This is a genomic window from Exiguobacterium sp. s189 (genome assembly GCF_018617615.1).
Lineage (GTDB): Bacteria > Bacillota > Bacilli > Exiguobacteriales > Exiguobacteriaceae > Exiguobacterium > Exiguobacterium aestuarii_A.
On sequence record NZ_JACSKM010000005.1, the window covers coordinates 20,059 to 35,392 of the forward strand.

18 protein-coding genes are annotated in these 15,334 nt (G+C 47.0%); 10 read left to right on the forward strand and 8 right to left on the reverse strand.

The window, feature by feature from the left end; all coding sequences use genetic code 11:
- Nucleotides 1–159 precede the first annotated feature (159 nt).
- The gene (locus KNO99_RS07845) at nt 160–849 is read left to right on the forward strand and encodes a response regulator transcription factor (protein ID WP_015880873.1); all 690 of its coding nucleotides are present in this window, start codon (nt 160–162) and stop codon (nt 847–849) included.
- Complete coding sequence (locus tag KNO99_RS07850; protein WP_214747166.1) at nt 846–2,237, forward strand: sensor histidine kinase; 1,392 nt, start codon at nt 846–848, stop codon at nt 2,235–2,237. Before KNO99_RS07845 ends, KNO99_RS07850 begins: the two co-directional genes overlap by 4 nt.
- Nucleotides 2,238–2,260: 23 nt before the next feature.
- Here KNO99_RS07850 and KNO99_RS07855 read toward each other — a convergent pair whose 3' ends face one another.
- Complete coding sequence (locus KNO99_RS07855; RefSeq protein WP_214747169.1) at nt 2,261–2,548, reverse strand: hypothetical protein; 288 nt, start codon at nt 2,546–2,548, stop codon at nt 2,261–2,263.
- Nucleotides 2,549–2,666: 118 nt separating this feature from the next.
- Here KNO99_RS07855 and KNO99_RS07860 point away from each other — a divergent pair, with 118 nt between their 5' ends.
- Entirely contained in the window at nt 2,667–2,873 is a 207-nt protein-coding gene (locus KNO99_RS07860; RefSeq protein WP_074033092.1) for a hypothetical protein, read from the forward strand.
- 29 nt (nt 2,874–2,902) lie between these two features.
- Here KNO99_RS07860 and KNO99_RS07865 read toward each other — a convergent pair whose 3' ends face one another.
- Genes KNO99_RS07865 through KNO99_RS07875 form a run of 3 tightly spaced genes read right to left on the reverse strand, consistent with a single transcriptional unit; the run spans nt 2,903 to nt 4,985 of the window.
- Nucleotides 2,903–3,352 carry a cytidine deaminase gene (locus KNO99_RS07865; RefSeq protein ID WP_214747524.1) on the reverse strand — a complete coding sequence of 150 codons (450 nt, stop codon included), beginning with the start codon at nt 3,350–3,352 and terminating at the stop codon, nt 2,903–2,905.
- A 50-nt stretch (nt 3,353–3,402) separates the two neighbouring features.
- A complete protein-coding gene (gene rlmD / locus KNO99_RS07870) occupies nt 3,403–4,779 on the reverse strand; it encodes a 23S rRNA (uracil(1939)-C(5))-methyltransferase RlmD (protein ID WP_214747172.1) in 1,377 nt (458 codons plus the stop codon).
- Nucleotides 4,776–4,985: a hypothetical protein gene (locus KNO99_RS07875; RefSeq protein WP_015880867.1), complete on the reverse strand. Its 210-nt coding sequence runs from the start codon at nt 4,983–4,985 to the stop codon at nt 4,776–4,778. Before KNO99_RS07875 ends, rlmD begins: the two co-directional genes overlap by 4 nt.
- Before the next feature lie 85 nt (nt 4,986–5,070).
- Between KNO99_RS07875 and yfkAB the strand changes: the two genes are divergently transcribed.
- The 3 genes from yfkAB to KNO99_RS07890 are packed head-to-tail and all read left to right on the forward strand — an operon-like array spanning nt 5,071 to nt 7,610.
- Nucleotides 5,071–6,177, forward strand: coding sequence for a radical SAM/CxCxxxxC motif protein YfkAB (gene yfkAB / locus KNO99_RS07880; RefSeq protein WP_214747175.1), 1,107 nt, complete (start codon nt 5,071–5,073; stop codon nt 6,175–6,177).
- 53 nt (nt 6,178–6,230) lie between these two features.
- The gene (locus KNO99_RS07885; protein ID WP_214696348.1) at nt 6,231–6,425 is read left to right on the forward strand and encodes a hypothetical protein; all 195 of its coding nucleotides are present in this window, start codon (nt 6,231–6,233) and stop codon (nt 6,423–6,425) included.
- A 42-nt stretch (nt 6,426–6,467) separates the two neighbouring features.
- Nucleotides 6,468–7,610, forward strand: a complete 1,143-nt coding sequence (locus KNO99_RS07890; RefSeq protein ID WP_214747178.1) for an MFS transporter — start codon at nt 6,468–6,470, stop codon at nt 7,608–7,610.
- Between the two features lie 40 nt (nt 7,611–7,650).
- Here the strand turns inward: KNO99_RS07890 and KNO99_RS07895 are convergent, their stop codons facing one another.
- Both KNO99_RS07895 and KNO99_RS07900 read right to left on the reverse strand, forming a co-directional pair.
- Nucleotides 7,651–7,953 (reverse strand): hypothetical protein, encoded by a 303-nt coding sequence (locus tag KNO99_RS07895; RefSeq protein ID WP_214696351.1) that lies wholly within the window; start codon nt 7,951–7,953, stop codon nt 7,651–7,653.
- Between the two features lie 133 nt (nt 7,954–8,086).
- On the reverse strand, nt 8,087–9,031 hold the full coding sequence (locus KNO99_RS07900; protein WP_214747181.1) for a DMT family transporter: 945 nt from the start codon (nt 9,029–9,031) through the stop codon (nt 8,087–8,089).
- A 199-nt stretch (nt 9,032–9,230) separates the two neighbouring features.
- Here KNO99_RS07900 and KNO99_RS07905 point away from each other — a divergent pair, with 199 nt between their 5' ends.
- The 4 genes from KNO99_RS07905 to KNO99_RS07920 all read left to right on the forward strand — a co-directional run bounded on the left by KNO99_RS07905 (nt 9,231) and on the right by KNO99_RS07920 (nt 13,706).
- Nucleotides 9,231–11,138: a heavy metal translocating P-type ATPase gene (locus KNO99_RS07905; protein ID WP_214747184.1), complete on the forward strand. Its 1,908-nt coding sequence runs from the start codon at nt 9,231–9,233 to the stop codon at nt 11,136–11,138.
- 117 nt (nt 11,139–11,255) lie between these two features.
- On the forward strand, nt 11,256–12,182 hold the full coding sequence (locus tag KNO99_RS07910; RefSeq protein WP_074033083.1) for a carbohydrate kinase family protein: 927 nt from the start codon (nt 11,256–11,258) through the stop codon (nt 12,180–12,182).
- 67 nt (nt 12,183–12,249) lie between these two features.
- Nucleotides 12,250–12,687 (forward strand): NUDIX domain-containing protein, encoded by a 438-nt coding sequence (locus KNO99_RS07915; RefSeq protein WP_214747187.1) that lies wholly within the window; start codon nt 12,250–12,252, stop codon nt 12,685–12,687.
- Nucleotides 12,688–12,752: 65 nt separating this feature from the next.
- Nucleotides 12,753–13,706: a YihY/virulence factor BrkB family protein gene (locus KNO99_RS07920; RefSeq protein WP_214747190.1), complete on the forward strand. Its 954-nt coding sequence runs from the start codon at nt 12,753–12,755 to the stop codon at nt 13,704–13,706.
- Between the two features lie 39 nt (nt 13,707–13,745).
- On the opposite strand, the gene KNO99_RS07925 is transcribed toward KNO99_RS07920, so the two are convergent.
- Nucleotides 13,746–14,279 carry a beta-class carbonic anhydrase gene (locus KNO99_RS07925; protein WP_074033130.1) on the reverse strand — a complete coding sequence of 178 codons (534 nt, stop codon included), beginning with the start codon at nt 14,277–14,279 and terminating at the stop codon, nt 13,746–13,748.
- A gap of 37 nt (nt 14,280–14,316) precedes the next feature.
- Nucleotides 14,317–15,216: a 1,4-dihydroxy-2-naphthoate polyprenyltransferase gene (locus KNO99_RS07930; RefSeq protein ID WP_214696362.1), complete on the reverse strand. Its 900-nt coding sequence runs from the start codon at nt 15,214–15,216 to the stop codon at nt 14,317–14,319.
- Nucleotides 15,217–15,334: the final 118 nt, after the last annotated feature.

Sequence of the window (15,334 nt, forward strand, 5' to 3'; positions counted from 1 at the left end):
GTCAAAGAATTGGCTTTTTTGTGGCGTTTTTGTGTGGATTTGATGGAGGTAACTTGTCGGAGCCGAATAAATCTGTTCTAATTCGAAGAGATAGGTATGATAAAGGTATGAGGGATTCATCACAACTCTCGTTAACCGTTTCGTAAAGGAGAATGGCATATGTCAGAATCAATGTTTCGTATCCTCGTAACTGATGACGAAGAACAAATGCGAGATTTACTTGTATCAAATTTAGAAAAAGAAGGGTATGAGACGGTCACCGCCTCAAACGGCCTTGAAGCGATTGAACGCTTAAAAGAAGAAACGTTCCATCTCGTCTTACTCGACGTGATGATGCCGGAACTCGATGGATTGACGGCTTGCATGCGTATCCGTGAGTTCTCGAACGTTCCAATCATTCTGTTGACGGCACGCTCTGAAGAACTCGACCGCATTCACGGTCTAAAAATCGGGGCCGACGACTACATCACGAAACCGTTTAGCCCGCGCGAGTTACTTGCTCGTATCGAAGCGACACTCCGTCGCACACACAGTTTTTCAAAAGAACAAGAAGCGACGTTTGATGTCGGCATTCTCTCCATCGATATCGAAGGTCGCGCCGTCAGCGTGAAAGGGAAAACGGTCAACCTGACACGAAAAGAGTTCGACTTACTCTACCTGTTCATCACGAACGACGAAAAAGTGTTCTCTCGTGAACAGTTGCTCGATCAAATTTGGGGAACCGAATACCACGGTAACCTTCGCACGGTCGACACGCACATTAAGACGTTACGCCTGAAACTCGGGGAGGCTGGCGGTTACATTCAAACTGTATGGGGCATCGGATATAAATTTGAGGCAAACGGATGAAGCGATACACGATCCGGAAGCGGATTTGGATTACCATCTGGACAGCCAGCCTCTTCTCAGCGTTCGTGTTTCTGATCATGACGTTCTATTTGTACGACAAATTCTATATCCAAACGCAAGAAGAACTGCTTATCAACCGCGGAGAGAAACTCGTCACAATCTATAAGGCCGACGGTTTCTCTGACGCGTTCGCTGACAGTATGACGTATACGAACGAACTGACCGAAACGAAAGTGTTCCTTTCCTCTGTTCGAGAAGATACACTCGGCTCCGGTAAGACGTTTCTACGGCAACAAGATCTCGAACGTCTCCAAGACGGGTATGCGATTTCTGTCACACGGAAGCATCCGACCGAGGACGTCGATATATTAATGACCGCCTTCCCGCTCATACGTGACGGGGAACTCGATAATGCGCTCATCCTCTATATGGAACTCAGTAAAATCAGCGAGCCGTTCCAACCGATTCGGCTCATGATCACGTTCTTACTCGTCCTCATGATCGTGAACTTGCTCCTTTTCGGTAAACAGATCATCGATACGATCATTCAGCCGCTCATCCAGATGAAGCGTGCCTCACAAGTGTATGCGCAAGGCGATTTCTCACACCGCATCCCAATCGTTTATGATGATGAGATCGGCGAGTTGGCGGATACCCTCAACTCGATGGCGGAGTCACTCGGACTCGTCGAAGAACAGCGAAAAGAGTTTCTCGCGAACGTCAGTCACGAACTCCGTACCCCACTTTCCTACATTCGTGGGTACACGGAGATGCTTCAAGATGACACGTTGGATGAAAAAACACGGGCGCAATATTACGACATCATCGAAAACGAGACGAACCGTCTTCAACGTCTCGTCACGGACTTACTCGACCTCGCACAGCTAGAGCGCGATTCGTATCCGATGACAAAAGAACCCGTCGTGTATTCGCAAGTGCTTGAAGATGTCCTTTATCGACTCGAACCGATTGCCCGGGCAAAAGGAGTGACAATCGAATCCGATTTAGACTTCGACTTGATCATTCTTGGCGACCATGACCGACTCGAACAAGTCATCGGTAACCTTCTCGATAATGCACTCCGCTACACCGAGGCGGGCAAAACGATTTATGTGAAGACATTCGCCGAGACAAACTATGCGATCACAGAAATACGCGATGAAGGTCGAGGTATCCCGAAAGAAGATCTGGATAAATTGACGGAGCGTTTCTATCGTGTCAATAAATCGCGGACACGAAAAGATGGCGGCACCGGTCTCGGGCTCGCCATCGCGAAGCATATTATCGAACGACATGAAGGATCGCTTCACTTCAGCTCAGAAGTTGGGCAAGGGACGACGGTTACGGTCGGCTTACCTCTCTTACCAGAAGAAGCGTTCGATATGTAAAAAGGCAGCTGCGAGGCTGCCTTTTAAATGTCTTTCCCTTTATATTGATTGACCGACTCTTGCTCGAGTCGTTCTCGTTCTGCATGTGTCTGCGGGTATCCGTTCGCTTGCCATTCGGCACGATGACTCGAATCGAGTTGCGTGAGACCTTGCTCCGCTTCATCCTGATCCGCATCGACGCTCTCCCGCTCATCCATCTTCTGCCATGTATCTTCTTCCTCGCGTTGCGAAAGCAATGCCGCCACTTTCGGTGCAACGAGTGCTGCGCCTGCAACACCGAGTACAATCCCCATCAATACTTTACGATCCATCCTGTCCCCTCCTTCATTATGAAGTCTTCATTCCACCATTTCATCATCTTAAAACCCAAACCGAAAACGTTTACAACTTTTCAAGGAGTGGAATCTGTAGTGAGAAGGAGGCGATTGGATGGAAAAGAAACGACCGACGTCGAAACGTCCGTTTGATAACCCGGACGCTGTCGATACGGACAAAGAGAGTATTTTTGACGAGGACGGCATGCAAACCGTCGACCCGATTCCCGTCGAGGAATTGAATGAACGGGTGAAGGATGAGAAGAACAAACGTCACTCCAAAGATGATTCGGTGAGTGAAAAGAAATATAAAGACGAATAAACAAGCTGCGGACAATCGTCCGCAGCTTGTTACGTTAAGTCCTTCGGTGAAAATCCGTAAGGCAACATTTCTTCTTTTGTCATCACTTTTGTGTCACCGTTCAAGTTCGCAAGGATCAAGGTGAAATCCTCTCCTGCGAATTCGGCGATGACTTGACGGCACGCTCCACACGGTGAAATCGGGCCTTCTGTATCACCGACGACAACGACCGTCTCAATCGAGTCACTACCTTCCGAGACAGCTTTAAAGATGGCTGTCCGTTCGGCACACATCGAAAGTCCGTACGAGGCGTTCTCTACGTTACATCCCGTAATCTCTTTACCAGATGCATCGATGACGACGGCTCCGACGTTAAATTTAGAATACGGTGTATAGGCGCGTTTGCGCGCTTCAATTGCTTTATGCACGAGTTCTTGTACGCGTTCTTGTGAAATCATTGGATGTTCCTCCACTTCTAAATTTGAGAAGAAGTCTGACATCTGAACTATAACGTGAAAACGCTTACTCATCAAGTGTTTTCACGGACTCGTCAATATTTTTTCTTTTTCTTTTTCTCGAACACGACGACCGATTCAACGTGAGACGTCTGCGGGAACATATCATACGGTTGAACGTAATTGACCTTGTATCCCGCTTTCATCAACTGATCGGCATCTCGCGCGAGGGTTTGCGGGTTACATGATACGTAAACGATTCGTTTCGTCTTCGATGAAATAATCGAGTTGATTAATTGATGATCCATCCCTGTTCGTGGCGGATCGACGACCACGACATCTGGAATCCAGCCATCTTTCACCCAACGCGGGATCCAGTGCTCGGCACGTCCTTCCACATACATGACATGGTTATAGCCGTTTTCACGCATATGGTCATTCGCATCTTCGACCGCTTCGGGGACAACTTCCATCCCGCGAATTTCTTTCGCATACGGTGCCAACCAAAGACCGATTGAACCGACACCTGCATAGGCATCGATGACACGTTCTTCACCCGTGAGTCCTGCAGCTTCAACGACTTCGCGATACATTTTTTCAGTTTGCGCCGGATTCAATTGGAAGAATGCACGTGGTGATAGATGATAATGCACATCATCAAGTTGTTCATCCATCTTCTCTTGTCCTGCGATATGGACCGTCCGATAACCAAAAATCACACCTGAACGATTCGCGTTGATGTTGATATGGAATGAGACGACGTTTGGCAATTCCATGATTCGGTCACTTAATTCATCCAAGTCCGGAACATCTTCATGTCCGACGACCAAAACGACTTGTACATCATTCGTCTTGTAACCTGAGCGAACGACGACCGTCCGAGCATAACCTGTGTCACGACGTGCGTCGTAGACGGGAATGTCGAGTTCGTTTAAAATACGGACAATCGCATTGTTGATGTTTGTCGTGTCACGTTGTTGAACCATACAGTGCTCGATTGGTACGAGATGGTTCGAATTCGGCTTGTAAAGACCGGACACGATTTCTCCACGGCGTGTACCGAGCGGGAACTGTGATTTATTGCGGTAATACCACGGATCATCCATACCGATTGTCGGACGGATATCCGATTTGTCCACGTTGAGTTTTGTCTTTTGACGGAAAGCGTTTCGAACGATTTCTTCCTTATACTCCATCTGCAGACGTGAACTCATATGTTGGATTTGACATCCACCACACTCGTCGTAAATCGGGCAAGGTGCTTTAACGCGATCTTTTGAGTCATTATCGCGTTTGACGACACGTGCCTCCGCGTAGTTTTTCTCGACACGCGTGATTTCAACTTTTGCTCGTTCTCCTGGCAATAAGTTCGGAATGAAGATAACCATGCGATTGATTGTCGCAATGCCTTCTCCATTGATGCCAAGTCGTTCGACTGTGACATCTTTAAAATCTCCTGTAATTAATTTCAATCTGATTCATCCTTTCGAGACGATTGTTCTAGGTCTTTGGCGTAACGCACAACTTTGGCGCGCAACGAATCAATGTCGGCTAACAGGCGATGTAAATCTTCAGGTGTCGTATGCTCATCTAGCGTATTGACCGATAGACATAGCAATTCCGTTCTCGATTTTAGGACGTTCATCTTTCCGGCGGTATCTGTACGTGATTTACCCATCTTGTAATCGCTCCTTTGGTTCGTGACAAAGAGTTGCTATTATAGCATACTATTTCGTGTAACTTGATGAAAAGGTGGAATCCACATGCAAAACATCTCCCCAACCTTCGACCCTTGGGAAGCCTATCTCGACCAAGTCGAACATGGTCGACTCGTCTTATCCAACGTCGAAGTAACCACAACAAAATTGTGTAACATGCGCTGCGAGCATTGTGCGGTCGGTTATATGCTCGACCAAACGGAAGAACCGGAAGTGCCGCTCGAACTGTTGATTCAACGGTTAGACGAAATCGAACATTTACGCGCCTTCTCCATCACAGGTGGCGAGCCGATGTTATCGATGAAATCGGTTCGCAACTATGTCGTCCCGCTGTTACGTTATGCGAAAGAACGTGGGGCACGTACGCAAATCAACTCGAACTTGACGCTACCGTTATCTCGCTATCATCTTATTACCCCTTACTTAGACGTTTTGCACATTTCGCATAACTGGGGCACCGATGCCGATTTCCTTGAAGGGGGATTCGCGATGATGGATCGAAAACCGAGTGAAGAGGCACGATTGAAAATGCTCCAGACGATGAAAGACAACGCACGCGCGCTCACGGCCGAAGGCGTCATTGTGTCGGCAGAAACGATGATTAACAAACGAACGATTCCTCATTTGAAAGAAATCCATGAAGAAATTGTATCGCTCGGTTGCCAAAGGCATGAGGTTCACCCAATGTACCCCGCAGACTGGGCTAGCGCACTCGAATCCGCGTCACTCGCGGATACGCGACAAGCGATTCACGATTTGCTCGATGTCCGAGACGAGAACGTCTGGATGTTGTTCGGGACGTTGCCATTCTATGCATGTTCTGATTTACCAGAAGACCGTGCCCTGTTGAAGCGACTTCATGAAACAAAAAACGTGACGGTCCGAAACGATCCGGACGGTCGTTCACGCCTTAACACGAATATCTTCGATGGTCAGATTATCGTGACCGATTTTGGTGATGAGCTCGGTACACTCGGTACGGTATATGACACGTCTTTCCAGGAAGCTTACGATACATGGACGAACAGTCAGTTGAACGCTACACTCTCTTGTCACTGCCCTGCCGTGAAATGTCTCGGGCCGAACGCACTCGTCAAACAAGCCTATTATCCGACAGTCGATTTCCAATCCCGTAAAGCTACCTCGTTTTAATTATTTCGATTCGGGAAATGTTCTGTATATTAACTGAATCGAGGTGTGTATAGATGACAGCGATTTATGTATTCATGATTACAATCATGGCCATTATTATTTTCGGTGGTGTGCTTAGCATCTTATTGACAGCCGCATTCGTTTCAGACAAAGTAGAGCATGATGAAATGTTTAGTCAAGGCAGTTGGGATGATGAATTACTTCACTTGAATCACTCTCCACAACCAATTGACGACACGAAAAGCTGAGAACCTTCTCGGCTTTTTACTTTGACTTCATGAGGTGAATCCATGCTCCGCTTTCGTTTTATGATTTTACTATTGATTGTCTTTATATCCGGCTTGATTCAAGGTGCGCTCATTCCCCTCCTGTCCACGTTGATTGAACGTGACGGAGCACCTGCTTGGGTGAACGGATTGAATGCAACGATGCTCTATGTCGGGGTAATCGTTTCTGCGCCGCTCCTTGAGCGCTTCGTCCGAAAATACGGATTCCGTCCGACCATCGTCCTCGGCATTGTGTTAACCGCATTCGCGACTTTCGCTTTGCCCATCTGGCCGTCTTTACTCGTGTGGGCGATGATGCGTTTCTTTATCGGGTTTGGTGACTCTGCCCTCCACTACGGTTCACAAGTGTGGGTGACATCTTCTACGGATAAGCGCAGTCTCGGTCGTGCGATGGCGTATTATGGGATGTCGTTCAGTCTAGGTTTCGCCGTCGGACCTTTACTTGCACCACTTGTCGATCTATGGTTTTGGTTACCGTTTTTGATTATCGTCTTTTTCTGTCTTGCCTCATTGATGCTCGTCTTTAAAGTCGAGAATGAGTTCCCTGAAATCGAGAAAGTGAAGACGGATTCGAAGGGACGCATCCGGTTGATTCTAGTCGGTGCGGGATACACGCTTCTCCCTGCGTTTACATATGGATTCCTGGAAGCGAGCTTGAATGCCAACTTCCCAATCTTTACGTCGCGTAACGGGATGAGCCTGACAGAGACGAGTACACTGATTACGACGTTCATCGTCATGTCGATCGTCGTCCAACTCCCTCTCGGTCGACTCGCTGACTTGTATGGGAAGAAACGATTTTTGCAAATCGTTCTGGCGTTCGGTACACTCGTCTTCGCTTTAGCGAATCTTGTTGTCGATCACTATGTCGGTCTACTCGTGCTGTTCGCTCTTGCCGGCGCAGGGTTAGGGTCGACGTATTCACTTGGTCTAGCACACATGACAGAGGTGCTCCCTCGCTCCCTTCTCCCGACTGGCAACATGCTGTATAGCATCTCATTCAGTATCGGCTCGATTTCAGGACCGATGATTGGCGCCTATTGGTTATCGCTCCCGAAAGAGGTTTATTTCTTCATGTATACGTTGATTTTAGGCATTCTCGCCTTGCGACTTTTCACCTCTAAGTCAAAACCGATCAATATATAATAGAAAGAGGCAGATGGTTCCCATGAACCATCTGCCTCTTTCATTCTACAACTCGATCCATCTCTTCATCGTTTAACTGCAACGCCTGGATGAACACTTCATCTAGTGCGAACGGCTCCGTGTCCAGCGAGGCGAGGACTTCCGATTTCAACGTCACCTCTACGACACGGTCTTCGAACTGCCATCTCGTCTGAATGTCATCCCCTTGTCTCGTCGCGCGGGTCGCCACAGGACCGTGACGTTCTTTTAAACTCTGACTCACGCACTTCATCACGTACTTGACGTACTCATCTTTCGGTTGACGCGAGATGAGGATATTACGGACGATCCGATTTCTAGTCATTGTTTTTCCTCCTTCCTTTGAATGATTGCGTACGCAAGTCTTTACAAACGAAGACCGATTTCCGAGCTTAAAATTCAGAATTTTTAATTTATTTTGTCATGGGATTTTAATTCCGTCAACTCCGTCTCTTTTTTCAATGACTCACGCTTCGTTTTTTCACGCGCTTCCCTTGAAAATAAGTAGACAAATAAATCCCTACGATAACGAAAATGAGTCCGACAATCGCGTTCCACGGAATCGTCTCACCGAGTAAAATACCTGACAACATGACACCAAATAAGGGAACTAGGAAGATATAAAGTGAAATCCGACTGACTGGATTATGTTTCATCAACGTATTCCAGAGTGTAAAGCCAATCGCTGACAACATCGCTAAATAGAAGAGGAACGCAATCGTCTGTCCGGTGTATGGCATCGAGATCCCACTTGGGTCTAACAAGTAGCCGATGACGAGCAATCCGATTGAACCTGTCACCATCGCCCAAGCCGTCATCGGGGCAACATCATATTCTTTCGAATAATCCTTCGCAATCAAATTCCCAAATGCACCACTTACCATCGCTAAAATCAATAAAACTTCGCCTAACCCAAAGCCGACCTCCGTACCAGTCGCCGGCCAGTTCGCGATCACGATTCCAGAAAAACCAAACGTCAAAGCAAGTCCTTTCAAACGATTCAATTTGTCATCATCATAGCGGATATGAGCGAGTGCCATTTGGAAGAACGATGTCGACCCGGCAATGATTGACCCTTGTACGCCAGTCGAAATGGAGAGTCCGATATAAAAGAACAAATATTGAAGGAACGTTAAAAAAGAACCGAGATGCGCATACGCCCTAAACTTCTTAGGCGTCAATCGAATCGAACGTTTCAATACCGTCTGACTGATGATGAGCAGAAGGATCCCAGCAAGTAAGAAGCGCTCGCCTGCGAACAACAACTGTTGACCATATTCGCTCGACTGAATATCCAACTTCTCATAGCTCAGTTTGATGAACGGGAAGGCACTGCCCCATAACAACGTATTAAAAATCGCCAAAAACGCCACTGTCCATGGGCGTTGAAATATATTTTGCATGACACAAAAACTCCTTAATCTTTTTATTTGTGAGTCACTAATGAGCGTGTTAAAATGGACCTATATAATAATTATTATAAATAAAGGGATTGAGTCAATTAAAGACTAAAACCTTATATTAAGCCAATCGAAGATGATAATCATCATCAATCATTATCATTTAATCGAGATTTATTCTCAATTAGAAAGAAGGGATTCTATGAACGTCCAATCGGTTACACACGAAAAAAGCCACGTTTTCAAACGGGCTAGCTGGTACGAGCATATCGAATTGATTATGGCGCTCATTAGCGGTGTATTGATTGTACTCGCTTATATCGCCGAAACACAAGAAGGAGCTCCTTGGATTCATGTGACGCTATACTTATCTGCCTTTTTCATCGGAGGATATGCAAAAGCGAAAGAGGGAATCACGGACACGATTGAAACAAAGTCTTTGAACGTGGAACTACTCATGATTATCGCTGCCATCGGCGCCGCATCCATCGGCTATTGGATGGAAGGTGCGATTTTAATCTTTATTTTTGCTCTATCTGGTGCCCTCGAAACGTACACAATGAATAAAAATGAGCGCGCACTCGAATCGTTGATGGAGCTACAACCTGAACAAGCAACTCGTTTAACCGCTTCTGACGCACTTGAAGTTGTCCATATTGATGATTTAAAAGTTGGAGACCAGATTTATGTCCGTCCAGGCGAACGTATCCCTGTCGACGGACGAATCATGAAAGGAAGCGCATCTGTCGAAGAAGCCGCTATCACAGGAGAGTCTGTCCCGGTTGACCGACAAGTCGGAGATGACGTGTTCGGCTCAAGCGTCAACTTAAACGGTGTCTTGACGATCGAAGTGACTAAGCTTGCGACCGAGACGTTGTTCCAAAAAATCATTCAAATGGTACAGCAAGCTCAGGAAGAAAAGTCACCTTCTGCGCAGTTCATCGACCGCTACGAAGGGCGATATGTACAAGTTGTTCTTCTATCCGTCGCAGCCATCATCCTGCTCGGCCCCTTCTTCACGTCATGGTCTCTCGAAACGAGCATTTATCGCGGAATGATTTTACTTGTCGTCGCTTCTCCTTGTGCCCTTGTTGCCGCCATCACGCCTGCTGCCCTAGCAGCCATCGCCTCATCGGCGAAACACGGGATCCTGTTCAAAGGTGGTGCTCATATCGAGAACATGGGTCGGTTGAAAGCAATCGCGTTTGATAAAACCGGAACGCTCACGATCGGGAAACCAATCGTCCAAGAAGCGCTTATCTCACCTGATTTACAGGAAATCGAGGTCAACCGAATCGTCAGTTTGATTGAAGAGCATTCGATGCATCCGCTCGCAGAGGCACTTGTCTCTTATACCGGAAAACATACCGGGGAGATGACGCACTTTAAAGACATCACCGGTTCTGGAATCGAGGCGACAATTGACGGGACGACATATCGCGTCGGTAAACAGAAGTTCGCTGACCGAAGTGGTGACTTCTTCAAAGAAGATGTGGAACGACTGAAAGAAGCCGGTCACACACTCGTGTTTATTAGTGATGACTCTCGTACAATTGGCGCCTATGCCCTTCGAGACACATTGCGGTCCGAGGCTAAAGTAGCAATCAAGCGTCTGAATGACCTCGGAATCGCGACGATCATGATTACGGGAGATAATGAAGCGACTGCTCGTGCCATCGCAAATGAAGCTGGATTGACACGTTATATTGCCGAATGTTTACCAGAAGAAAAAGTTTCACAAATCAAAGCGTTACGTGAAGAGTACGGTTCAATTGGAATGATAGGCGACGGCATCAATGACGCACCTGCCCTTGCGACCGCTGATGTCGGAATCGCGATGGGTGAAGGAACCGATGCTGCTCTTGAAACAGCCGATGTCGTCTTGATGAAAAACGACCTCATGCGTTTGAGTGACGCCATTCGCCAATCACGCAAGCTGAACCGAATCGTCCTACAAAACGTCGTCTTTGCGCTCGGTGTCATTCTCGTCCTTATTGCCACAAACATTTTCGAACTGCTCATCATGCCATTCGCGGTCGTCGGACACGAGGGTTCTACTATTCTGGTCATCTTGAATGGACTACGTCTTCTCACCTCTTCATGGGAGTAACCGATTCGACAAAATCGAATCGATGATTGAAACGATATGTCGATTTCGTTATAATTGAAACAATGTGTCTAAATAGACTGAAACAGATCGAAAGATTGGCTAAAGGTGGTACATGATATGAATACGATTGCAGTCATCGGCAAAGTGTTTGTCGATATTAAAGGAACATCTTTCGCACCGCTTCATAAAGATGCGAAAAATGTCGGCGACATCACTTTCTCTAATGGTGGAACAGGTCGGAACGTTGCTCAAAACTTAGGTGTACTCGGTAATGACGTTCGCTTCGTCTCAACTGTCACGAACGACCAAATCGGGGTCGGCGTCCTTGAGGAGTTACGTGGTTTACAGGTCAATGTCGATGGTGTCGATATGCTCGACGATAACGGAATGGGAATGTGGCTCGCAGTCATGGATAACAATGGCGACCTCCAAACATCGATTTCGAAACAACCCGACGAAGCACGGATGGAAGAAGCGATTTTACGTCGAATCGACACAGTCTTTAAAGAGAGCGATGCGGTCGCAATCGACTTAGACTTGTCTGTTAACGTCTTAAACGAAACGATTGAACTTTGCCGTGAGATGGACTTGCCACTATACGGTGTGTGTGGCCACCTTTCTGTCATTGAACGGAACCGCCATTTACTTCAAGGCTTCACTGGATTCATCTGTAGCCGCGAAGAAGCGGAAATCTTGTCCGATATGTCAATCGTCACGGTGGATGACGCACTACGCGTCGCCGAAGTACTCGCCATGAAAGGTGCACCCCTCACAATCGTTACGATGAGCGAGCTCGGGGCTGTTTATGTCGACCTTCGTACGAATGAACAAGGTCACGTCCCGACAACGAAAGTAAAAGTGGCCGACTCTACTGGGGCCGGTGACTCATTCTTCTCGGCTGTCATCTCAGAACTGATGAAACAGCATCCAATCGAAGATGCGCTTCGTCTCGGAATGCGTGTCGCAGGAAAAGTCATCGCGTCACACGAGAACGGATTGACGCAAGACATGTATGATTCATTAGAACAACCTACGCAAAAATGAGTTGAACGCATCGGCGAATCGTCGATGCGTTTTGTGCAAAATTATAGGAATGAAAGGAACGATTTCAGTGGTTCGAACGAAATTAAGAAGTGCAATCATTCTCATGAATGATCAAGATGAAGTGGCTTTGATTCGCCGCGAAAAAGAAGACGTCTTGTATTACGTATTCCCTGGAGGCGGAGTGGAATACGGGCATACGACTGAAGAAACAGCCATTCGTGAAGCGTTCGAAGAACTCGGCGTTCATATCGAGTTAGAAGGCGTTGCTGCCTATGTTGCCTTTAATAACGAGTTAAACCCTTACTATTGGGCGAAGATGACGGGTGGCGAATTCGGTACCGGAACGGGTGAAGAATTCCAAGAAGAACAGACAAACGGCTCGTATACCCCGATGTGGATTAAGCGATCGGCGTTACCCCATCTTCCGGTCCGTCCTCCATCACTCGCTGAAAAGCTCGCCTCGCATGAGTCACGTTTTTACAATTTGACGTTATCTGAGGATTAATCATGTGTATCCTCGACTGAATTCGGGAAACATTTTTTTAATGACCGAGTCAGGAGGGTTTTATGATGGCAATGACAGAAGTAAAGGAAAAAAAGAATTGGTTCGGGTTTGGCAAAGAGTTATTCCGTCGTTTTAAAGAGCATGATGTACAAGATTACGGGGCCACGCTCGCATTCTTTTGGTTTTTATCGATTTTCCCCGGAATCATCTTCATTTTGGCACTCTTATCATTTTTTGATGTCTCACAAGATTCATTCCAAAATCAATTGAACGATTTGGCGCCGGGTTCCGCTGCTTCCGGATTCTTGACGGGTATCTTTGACGCAATCGGGGAGCCGCGGGGCGGTCTCTTATCGCTCGGTGCGATTTTGGCCATATGGTCTGCCGCAAAAGGGGTCGATCGCCTCATCACGACTTCCCTACACGCGTATGGCGAGGACAATGAACGTAATTTCTTTGTCAAAAAAGGATTAGCGCTTGGAATGACGATTTTACTCGGAATCGGGATGTTACTCCTTATTATCTCAAACGTGTTCGGGGCGCAAATCATTTCGTTCGTCACCGAATATTTACCCGTCAACATTACCGGGGCAGAAGAGATGATGATCAATGTGTTCCGCTACGTTTTAACGACGGTTGTCTTGATTTTGACGCTTTCGATTTTTTATAAAGTTTCACCGCAACAACATGTATTCTGGAAGAGCACGATTCCAGGAGCCATCTTCGGTGTCATCGGTTGGCAGCTTGTATCTTTCGGATTCAGTTTGTACGTCTCAAACTTCGGAAGTTACGACTCGACCTATGGATCACTCGGTGGAATCATCGTCACGTTGCTTTGGTTACAATTGACGGGAATGATCATCCTCATCGGGTCTGAAATTAACGCGACGTGGATGCGTTTCTTTAAAACGCCAAGTGAACAAGAATATGAACGTGACTTCAAGAAGAACAAAAAGAAAGCGAAACAAAAACAAGAAGAGGATGACTACGAAGACATCCCAACGAATACGTATGGCTAATACAAAAAGGAGCACGTTCAAGCTGAACGCGCTCCTTTCTTATGCCTCAACTGGGTCAAGGCGTCCCGTCGCCGGATCAATCACGAATCCATGGACGTTCGTGCCTGGTGGCAACAGTGGATGGTTGTTGATCAGGTTGATTGAATGAACGACATTCTCCTCGACCGAATCAAATCCATGTAGCCATTGCTCCAAATCCATCCCTGACGATTTCAACGTCTTCAACGTCTGAGGATCGATTCCCCGTCGTTCCATCTCTTCAATCACGACAGACGGCTCGATTGCCGCCATCCCACAATCGTAATGACCAACCACGACAACTTCCTCCGCGCCTAGCGCATAAAGCGCGACTAAAATCGAACGCATGGCTGAACCAAATGGATGCGACAAGACAGCTCCCGCATTTTTGATGATTTTAGCGTCTCCGTTCTTAAGTCCTAGCGCTTGAGGTAACAGTTCCGTCAAACGTGTATCCATACACGTCAAAATCACAATTTTCTTATCCGGAAATTTATCAGATACGAACGGCTCGTATTGTTTCTCCTCAACGAAACGTTTGTTAAATTCAAGCATTTCTTTTACGACTGACACGTTAACGCCTCCCCTTTTCTCACATCACAAATCTTGAAACAATGAGTCCGACGACCATCCATGCCCCGAACAACGTATTCACCTTCGCCGTCATCGCCATTGCAGGCATCAATTCGGCCGGTTCAGCCTTTTGCCAAAAGCGTTGAATCGCTCGAACCATGACCGGCACGGTGAATAGTGATAGCAAGACCCATGGTGTGACTCCATAATACACGACAGCAACGATGATGCCGACTAATGCGGCGATAAAGAATGCCGCGAGCACATATACAGCACGTCGATGACCAACTAGACACGCGATTGTTTTTCGCCCGTTCTCTTTATCGTTATCTAAGTCGCGAATATTGTTCGCAAGTAAGATCGCCCCAATCAACAAGGCCATCGGGAACGACACGAGCAACAACTCCGTCGTCACCGTATTGATTTGAATATAGCCAGCGATTCCAATGATGACATATCCCATGAAGAGACCGGCAACAATCTCACCAAACGGCGTATACGCAATCGGTAACGGGCCTCCCGTGTACAAGTATCCAACGAGCATGGATAACGCACCGACCCAAAGCAGGTGCCAACTCGTTGACGCTGCGATATAAAGTCCGAGTATCGCCGAGACAGCATACATGCCAAGGGCGATTGACAGGATTTGATTTGGCGTAAACCCGTCGCGCACGATGGACCCACCGATCCCGATCGATCCTTCATGATCTAATCCTCGCTTATAGTCATAGTACTCGTTAAATAAGTTCGTTGCGATTTGAATGAGGACTGACGCGACTAACATCGCAAGAAAGAGTCCCCACTTCAGTTCGGTTTGATCGAGGACGATGAATGTCCCGAGCAAGACCGGAATAAAGCTTGCTGTCAGGGTATGTGGGCGAATCATTCGCCAATATGCCCCTTTTGATTTCTGTTTCATTTCGTTCCCTCCCTTCGTTAGTTTACGTCTCGATGAAAAAATCTGTCAACGTCAGCCATCCCTCTCACGTTCCTTACAATTTCTCGAGCATTTCATAGACAAGTGGATTGCGAACTCA

Bases quoted from the DNA above. Each gene is read 5' to 3' on its own strand.
- KNO99_RS07910 (WP_074033083.1), top strand. From the start codon at position 11,256: ATGAATACGATTGCAGTCATCGGCAAAGTGTTTGTCGATATTAAAGGA.
- KNO99_RS07905 (WP_214747184.1), top strand. From the start codon at position 9,231: ATGAACGTCCAATCGGTTACACACGAAAAAAGCCACGTTTTCAAACGG.
- yfkAB (WP_214747175.1), top strand. From the start codon at position 5,071: ATGCAAAACATCTCCCCAACCTTCGACCCTTGGGAAGCCTATCTCGAC.
- KNO99_RS07920 (WP_214747190.1), top strand. From the start codon at position 12,753: ATGGCAATGACAGAAGTAAAGGAAAAAAAGAATTGGTTCGGGTTTGGC.
- KNO99_RS07900 (WP_214747181.1), bottom strand. From the start codon at position 9,031: ATGCAAAATATATTTCAACGCCCATGGACAGTGGCGTTTTTGGCGATT.
- KNO99_RS07930 (WP_214696362.1), bottom strand. From the start codon at position 15,216: ATGAAACAGAAATCAAAAGGGGCATATTGGCGAATGATTCGCCCACAT.
- KNO99_RS07845 (WP_015880873.1), top strand. From the start codon at position 160: ATGTCAGAATCAATGTTTCGTATCCTCGTAACTGATGACGAAGAACAA.
- KNO99_RS07875 (WP_015880867.1), bottom strand. From the start codon at position 4,985: ATGGGTAAATCACGTACAGATACCGCCGGAAAGATGAACGTCCTAAAA.
- KNO99_RS07895 (WP_214696351.1), bottom strand. From the start codon at position 7,953: ATGACTAGAAATCGGATCGTCCGTAATATCCTCATCTCGCGTCAACCG.
- KNO99_RS07925 (WP_074033130.1), bottom strand. From the start codon at position 14,279: ATGCTTGAATTTAACAAACGTTTCGTTGAGGAGAAACAATACGAGCCG.
- KNO99_RS07865 (WP_214747524.1), bottom strand. From the start codon at position 3,352: ATGTCAGACTTCTTCTCAAATTTAGAAGTGGAGGAACATCCAATGATT.
- KNO99_RS07850 (WP_214747166.1), top strand. From the start codon at position 846: ATGAAGCGATACACGATCCGGAAGCGGATTTGGATTACCATCTGGACA.
- KNO99_RS07855 (WP_214747169.1), bottom strand. From the start codon at position 2,548: ATGGATCGTAAAGTATTGATGGGGATTGTACTCGGTGTTGCAGGCGCA.
- KNO99_RS07890 (WP_214747178.1), top strand. From the start codon at position 6,468: ATGCTCCGCTTTCGTTTTATGATTTTACTATTGATTGTCTTTATATCC.
- KNO99_RS07885 (WP_214696348.1), top strand. From the start codon at position 6,231: ATGACAGCGATTTATGTATTCATGATTACAATCATGGCCATTATTATT.
- KNO99_RS07860 (WP_074033092.1), top strand. From the start codon at position 2,667: ATGGAAAAGAAACGACCGACGTCGAAACGTCCGTTTGATAACCCGGAC.